Origin of the sequence: Nocardia sp. CC201C, from assembly GCF_030010695.1 — a bacterium.
Taxonomy (GTDB): domain Bacteria; phylum Actinomycetota; class Actinomycetes; order Mycobacteriales; family Mycobacteriaceae; genus Nocardia; species Nocardia otitidiscaviarum.
Window position 1 is genome coordinate 1 of sequence record NZ_JASCXP010000434.1, and the last position, 6,281, is coordinate 6,281.

Genomic DNA, 6,281 nt, shown 5'->3' on the forward strand with positions numbered 1-6,281 from the left:
CCGTTGCAGCGCGGCCCGATCCGCCGCCGGTGCGCGACGGGTCGCGTCGGACCCCAGCGCCGCCAGCCGCGCCCGCACGGTGTCGTTGCGCAGCCGCGGGTCGGCGGCCCGATTCGCCAGCGCCGCACGGGCGGAAGCCAATTCGCCGGCGACCTCGTCGGTGCCCCGGTGCAGGGCGGTGGCCAGCATCCGCACCTCGGCGACCTTCTCGTCGCCGAAGGCGAGCCAGGAACGCAGCGCCTCGTCGAGTCCGGGCTCCGCCGTCAGCGTGTACGGCACGTGCAGCAGTGAGCAGGAGGTCGATACCACCAGCGCGCCGGTACTGCCGAGCAGGGTGGCGAGGGTGGACAGCGCCCGGTCGGGATCGGTGCGCCAGATATTGCGGCCGTCGACCACACCGGCCACCACGAGCTTGTCGCGCAGCGGCCGCACCGCGGCCACGTCCTCGACGGTGGTCCCGGCGGTGAAATCCAGGGCGATCGCCTCGACCGGGGTGGAGGCCAGCACCGGCAGCGCGGCGTCCGGATGCCCGAAGTAGGTGGCGACCAGGACAGCCGGGCGGTCGGTCGCGGACGCGAGGTCGCTGTAGACGGTGCCGACCAGGGCGAGCTCGTCGGCGGTGAGATCGGTCACCAGCACCGGCTCGTCGATCTGCACCCACTCCGCACCCGCGGCGGCCAGGCGGCTCAGCAGGTCGCGGTACAGCGGCAGCAGTTCGGTCAGGCGCGACAGCGGTTCCGCGCCCACACCCTTGGCCAGTTTCAGGAAGGTCAGCGGACCGATGACCACCGGCCGCGCGGGAATGCCGAGCTCCCGCGCCTCGGCCAGCTCACCCAGCAGTTTGTCCGGGTGCAGGGAGAAACGGGTCTCCGCGCCGATCTCCGGGACCAGATAGTGGTAGTTGGTGTCGAACCACTTGGTCATCTCCAACGGCGCGACCGCGTCGGTGCCGCGCGCCGCCGCGAAATAGCGGTCCAGCGGATCGGCGATCTCCGCCACCCGCGGCGGCAGCGCGCCGAGCAGGACCGCGGTGTCCAACATCTGGTCGTAGTAGGAGAAGGTGCCGACCGGGATCGAATCCAGTCCCGCGGCGTGCAGCGCGGTCAGCTGCGAGTCCCGCAGCTTCCGCCCGACGGCGTGCAGCGCGTCGGCGTCGATGCGACCGGCCCAATAGGACTCGGTCGCCTTCTTCAACTCCCGGTTCGGCCCGATGCGCGGAATGCCGAGCACCGTGGCGGTGAAGGGGGTCGGTGTATTGGTCACGGATATTTCTCCAGTGTTCCAGAGCCACTGGCCACCACCGCGGGCGCGAACAGCCGTGCCACGCGCACACCGAACGGCATGCGAATACGCACATGCGGTCCATCGCCCAATCCACGAGGCGGAGGCCGCCGGATACGGCGTACCCGGCACAGTCGGCAGGTCTTCGGACTCACGGGCTCCGGCCGAATGGCCGACCTACTGGCCGTCGCTTCCCAGGTGTGGCACCCAGTGCGTGGTACGGCGGTCGTTCCCGTATACCGCTGCGGGACAGTCCCGGATTCTCACCGGGTTCCCTCTCATCGGATGAACTCACGCGTGGTGAGCATCCGGTTTCGACGCCGACTGGGGGCTCCCGTCCGGCGAACCGATTGCGAGATGAGCATATCGCCGCGCCGGCGGCTCCGGCGACGGGGCCGGAGCCGGTCCGGTGTGTATCGTCCGGATGAACACATCTTCGCAACCTGGCTAACGTCGGTTGTGAAGATTCCTGCGAACCCGACATCGTGACCGAAGGGTGTCCGGGGAGCAGGTACCTTAGGCGGATGTTCTCCAAAGTCCTGGTCGCCAACCGCGGCGAGATCGCCATTCGCGCCTTCCGCGCGGCATACGAACTCGGCATCGGCACGGTCGCCGTCTTTCCCCATGAGGACCGCAATTCGGTCCATCGGCTGAAGGCGGACGAGGCGTATCAGATCGGCACGCCCGGACATCCGGTCCGCGCGTACCTGTCGATCGAGGAAATTCTCGAGGCTGCGAAGACCTCGGGGGCCGACGCGGTCTACCCCGGTTACGGTTTTCTTTCCGAGAATCCCGACCTCGCCGCGGCGTGCGCCCGCGAGGGGATCACCTTCATCGGCCCGTCCGCGCAGGTGTTGGAGCTGACCGGGAACAAGGCCCGCGCGATCGCCGCGGCCAAGGCCGCCGGGCTGCCGGTGCTGACCTCCAGCGCGCCCTCCGCCGACGTGGACGAGTTGCTGGCGGCCGCCGAGACCATGGACTTTCCCGTCTTCGTCAAGGCCGTGGCCGGGGGCGGCGGCCGCGGTATGCGCAAGGTCGACGACCGCGCCCTACTGCGCGAGGCGGTGGAGGCGGCCATGCGCGAGGCCGAATCCGCCTTCGGTGACGCGACGGTGTTCCTGGAGCAGGCGGTGGTCAACCCGCGCCACATCGAGGTGCAGATCCTCGCCGACTCGCACGGCGACGTGATCCACCTCTACGAACGCGACTGCTCCCTGCAACGGCGGCATCAGAAGGTGATCGAACTCGCGCCCGCCCCGAATCTGGATCCGGCCGTGCGCGACCGGATCTGCGCCGACGCGGTGGCCTTCGCCCGCCAGATCGGCTACAGCTGCGCGGGCACGGTGGAGTTCCTGCTCGACGAGCGCGGCCGGCACGTGTTCATCGAGATGAACCCGCGCATCCAGGTCGAGCACACGGTGACCGAGGAGATCACCGATGTGGACCTGGTGCAGGCGCAGTTGCGCATCGCCGCCGGGGAGTCCCTGGCGGATCTGGGGCTGCGGCAGGAGTCGATCACGATCCGGGGCGCGGCGCTGCAGTGCCGCATCACCACCGAGGATCCGGCCAACGGGTTCCGGCCCGACACCGGCCGCATCACCGGCTACCGGTCGCCGGGCGGGGCGGGCGTGCGGCTGGACGGCGGCGCGAACGTGGGTGCCGAGGTGGGCGCGTACTTCGACTCCATGCTGGTCAAACTCACCTGCCGCGGCCGTGACTTCGCCACCGCGGTGGCGCGCGCCCGGCGGGCGGTGGCCGAGTTCCGCATTCGTGGCGTCACGACCAATATCCCGTTCCTGATGGCGGTGCTCGACGATCCGGAGTTCCGGGCCGGACGGGTGACCACGTCGTTCATCGACCAGCGGCCGGAACTGCTCACTCAGCGCTCCTCGGCCGACCGCGGCACCAAGATCCTGCGGTATCTGGCCGACGTCACCGTGAACAAGCCGCACGGACAGCGCACCACCACGGTGTATCCGCACGATAAGCTGCCCGCCCTGGATATGACGGCGCCGCCGCCCCCGGGGTCGCGGCAGAAGCTGCTGGAACTCGGGCCGGAGGGGTTCGCGCGCTGGCTGCGGGAGCGGCCGGGCGTCGCGGTCACCGACACCACCTTCCGCGACGCGCACCAGTCGCTGCTGGCCACCCGGGTGCGTACCAACGGGCTGCTGGACGTGGCCGGGCATGTGGCGCGGATGACGCCGGAACTGCTGTCCATCGAATGCTGGGGCGGTGCGACCTACGACGTCGCGCTGCGGTTCCTGTACGAGGACCCGTGGGAGCGCCTGGCCGCGCTGCGCGAGGCGATCCCGAATATCAACCTGCAGATGCTGCTGCGCGGGCGCAATACCGTCGGCTACACCCCGTACCCGGAAAAGGTCACGCGCGCTTTCGTTTCCGAGGCCACCGCCACCGGCATCGACATCTTCCGCATCTTCGACGCGCTCAACAACGTGGACCAGATGCGGCCCGCCATCGACGCCGTGCGCGAAACCGGAACGGCCATCGCCGAAGTCGCCATGAGCTACACCGGCGACCTGTCGAATCCGGACGAGAACCTCTACACGCTCGACTACTACCTCAAGCTCGCCGAGGAGATCGTCGACGCCGGGGCGCATGTCCTCGCCATCAAGGACATGGCGGGCCTGCTGCGGGCTCCGGCGGCGGCGACGCTGGTCACGGCCCTGCGCCGGGAGTTCGAGCTGCCCGTGCACGTGCACACCCACGACACCCCGGGCGGCCAGCTGGCCACCTACCTGGCCGCCTGGCAGGCGGGCGCGGACGCCGTCGACGGCGCCTCGGCCCCCATGGCGGGCACCACGTCCCAGCCCGCGCTCTCGGCCATCGTCGCGGCGGCGGCCAACTCACCGCACGACACCGGGCTGAACCTCCAGCACGTGTGCGATCTGGAGCCGTACTGGGAGGCGCTGCGCAAGGTGTACGCGCCCTTCGAATCCGGACTGCCGGGGCCGACCGGGCGCGTGTACCACCACGAGATCCCGGGCGGCCAGCTGTCGAATCTGCGGCAGCAGGCCATCGCCTTGGGGCTGGGCGACCAGTTCGAGGAGGTGGAGGCCAAATACGCTGCCGCCGACCGCATGCTGGGCCGCCTGGTCAAGGTCACCCCGTCGTCCAAGGTGGTCGGCGACCTCGCGCTGGCACTGGTCGGCACCGGCGTGGACGTGGACGAATTCGCCGCCGACCCCGGCCGCTACGACATTCCCGATTCGGTGATCGGTTTCCTGCGTGGGGAATTGGGCACACCGGCCGGTGGCTGGCCGGAGCCGTTCCGCTCGCGCGCGCTGGCCGGACGCGGCCCGGCCAAGCCGGAAACCCAGCTCACCGCCGAGGACGAGGCCGGGTTGAACGGGACCTCGGAGCAGCGGCGCGCCACCCTGAACCGGCTGCTGTTCCCCGGGCCCACCGCCGAATTCCTGGCCCACCGCGAGAAGTACGGCGACACCTCCGGGCTGTCGGCCAACCAGTTCTTCTACGGCCTGCGCCACGACGAGGAACACCGCGTCCAGTTGGAGAAGGGCGTCACCCTCCTCATCGGCCTGGAGGCCATCTCCGAACCCGACGAGCGCGGCATGCGCACCGTGATGTGCATCCTCAACGGCCAGCTGCGGCCGATCATGGTGCGCGACCGCTCCATCGCCAGTGAGGTCCCCGCCGCCGAGAAGGCCGACAAGAACAATGCCGGACATATCGCGGCCCCGTTCGCGGGCGTGGTCACGCTGTCGGTAGGCGACGGCGACACCGTCGGCCCCGGCGACACCATCGGCACCATCGAGGCCATGAAGATGGAGGCCGCCATCACCGCGCCGCGCGGCGGCACGGTCAAGCGCGTCGCCATCGGCAAGGTGCAGCAGGTGGAGGGCGGCGATCTGCTGATCGAACTGAGCCTCAACGAGGCCGCGGCGGAGTGACGCGGATCGTCGCTGGGAGCGCGGGCGGGCGGCGGTTGCGGGTGCCGCCCGCCGGGACCCGCCCCACCTCCGATCGGGTGCGCGAGGCGCTGTTCAACCTGCTCGCCGCCCGGCTGGACTTCGGCGGGATACGAGTCGCGGATCTCTACGCGGGGTCCGGGGCGCTGGGGTTGGAGGCGCTGTCACGCGGGGCGTCGCGGGCGTTGTTGGTGGAGTCGGATCGTAAGGCGGCCAGTGTGATCCGGGGCAATATCGATGATCTCGGGCTGCCCGGGGCCGAACTGCGGCAGGGGAGCGTGGCGGCGGTGCTGGCGTCCCCGCCCGCCGACGGGCCGTACGACCTGGTGTTCTCCGATCCGCCGTACGCGCTGGACGTCACCGGGGTGATCGCCGATCTCGGTCTGCTCGCCGCCAACGAATGGCTGGTCGACGGTGCGCTCGTGGTGGTGGAACGTTCCAGCCGTTCACCGGAACTCGCTTGGCCCGCAGGGTATTACCCGCTGAAGTCACGCACCTACGGGGAGACCCGGATCGACCTGGCGGAGTACGAGGCAGGGTCGTGAGCAGCACCTGCTAGCGTCGGCCCATGGCTGGAGCAATCTGCCCGGGCTCCTTCGACCCGGTGCACAACGGACATCTCGATGTGATCACCCGCGCGGCCGCGCAGTTCGACGAGGTCGTGGTGACGGTGGTGGTGAATCCGAACAAGCAGGGGATGTTCACCGTCGACGAGCGCATCGAAATGATCCGCGAGGTCACCGCCCACCTGCCGAACGTGCGGGTGGAGCGCTGGCAGGGTCTGCTCGTCGAGTTCGCCAAGCAGCAGGGCATCACCGCCATCGTGAAGGGCCTGCGCGACGCCACCGACTTCGGCTACGAAATGCAGATGGCCCAGATGAACCGCAAACTCACCGGCGTCGACACCTACTTCATCGCTGGAGACCCGGTGCGCGGATTTATCTCCAGCTCCCTCACCAAGGAAGTCGCCACCCTCGGCGGCGACGTCTCCGACCTGCTGCCCGAACCGGTCCACAAGCGCCTCCTGGCCCGCATCGCCGAACGTCGCAAGTG

Annotated in this window: 3 protein-coding genes, 1 pseudogene and 1 riboswitch; of the genes and pseudogenes, 3 read left to right on the forward strand and 1 reads right to left on the reverse strand. The window is 69.7% G+C overall.

Annotated elements, in window-relative coordinates:
• Positions 1 to 1,263, reverse strand: a pseudogene (locus QK444_RS30825) (5-methyltetrahydropteroyltriglutamate--homocysteine S-methyltransferase); the annotation flags it as partial.
• A gap of 136 nt (positions 1,264 to 1,399) precedes the next feature.
• A riboswitch (cobalamin riboswitch) is annotated at positions 1,400 to 1,591 on the reverse strand.
• 214 nt (positions 1,592 to 1,805) lie between these two features.
• Between QK444_RS30825 and QK444_RS30830 the strand changes: the two are divergent.
• From QK444_RS30830 to coaD, 3 genes are all read left to right on the forward strand, one after another.
• On the forward strand, positions 1,806 to 5,210 hold the full coding sequence (locus QK444_RS30830; protein ID WP_282785609.1) for a pyruvate carboxylase: 3,405 nt from the start codon (positions 1,806 to 1,808) through the stop codon (positions 5,208 to 5,210).
• Positions 5,207 to 5,773 carry a 16S rRNA (guanine(966)-N(2))-methyltransferase RsmD gene (gene rsmD / locus QK444_RS30835; RefSeq protein WP_282785610.1) on the forward strand — a complete coding sequence of 189 codons (567 nt, stop codon included), beginning with the start codon at positions 5,207 to 5,209 and terminating at the stop codon, positions 5,771 to 5,773. Before QK444_RS30830 ends, rsmD begins: the two co-directional genes overlap by 4 nt.
• 23 nt (positions 5,774 to 5,796) lie before the next feature.
• Positions 5,797 to 6,281 (forward strand): pantetheine-phosphate adenylyltransferase (coaD, locus tag QK444_RS30840; RefSeq protein ID WP_282785611.1); only part of this gene is annotated, 485 nt, incomplete at its 3' end.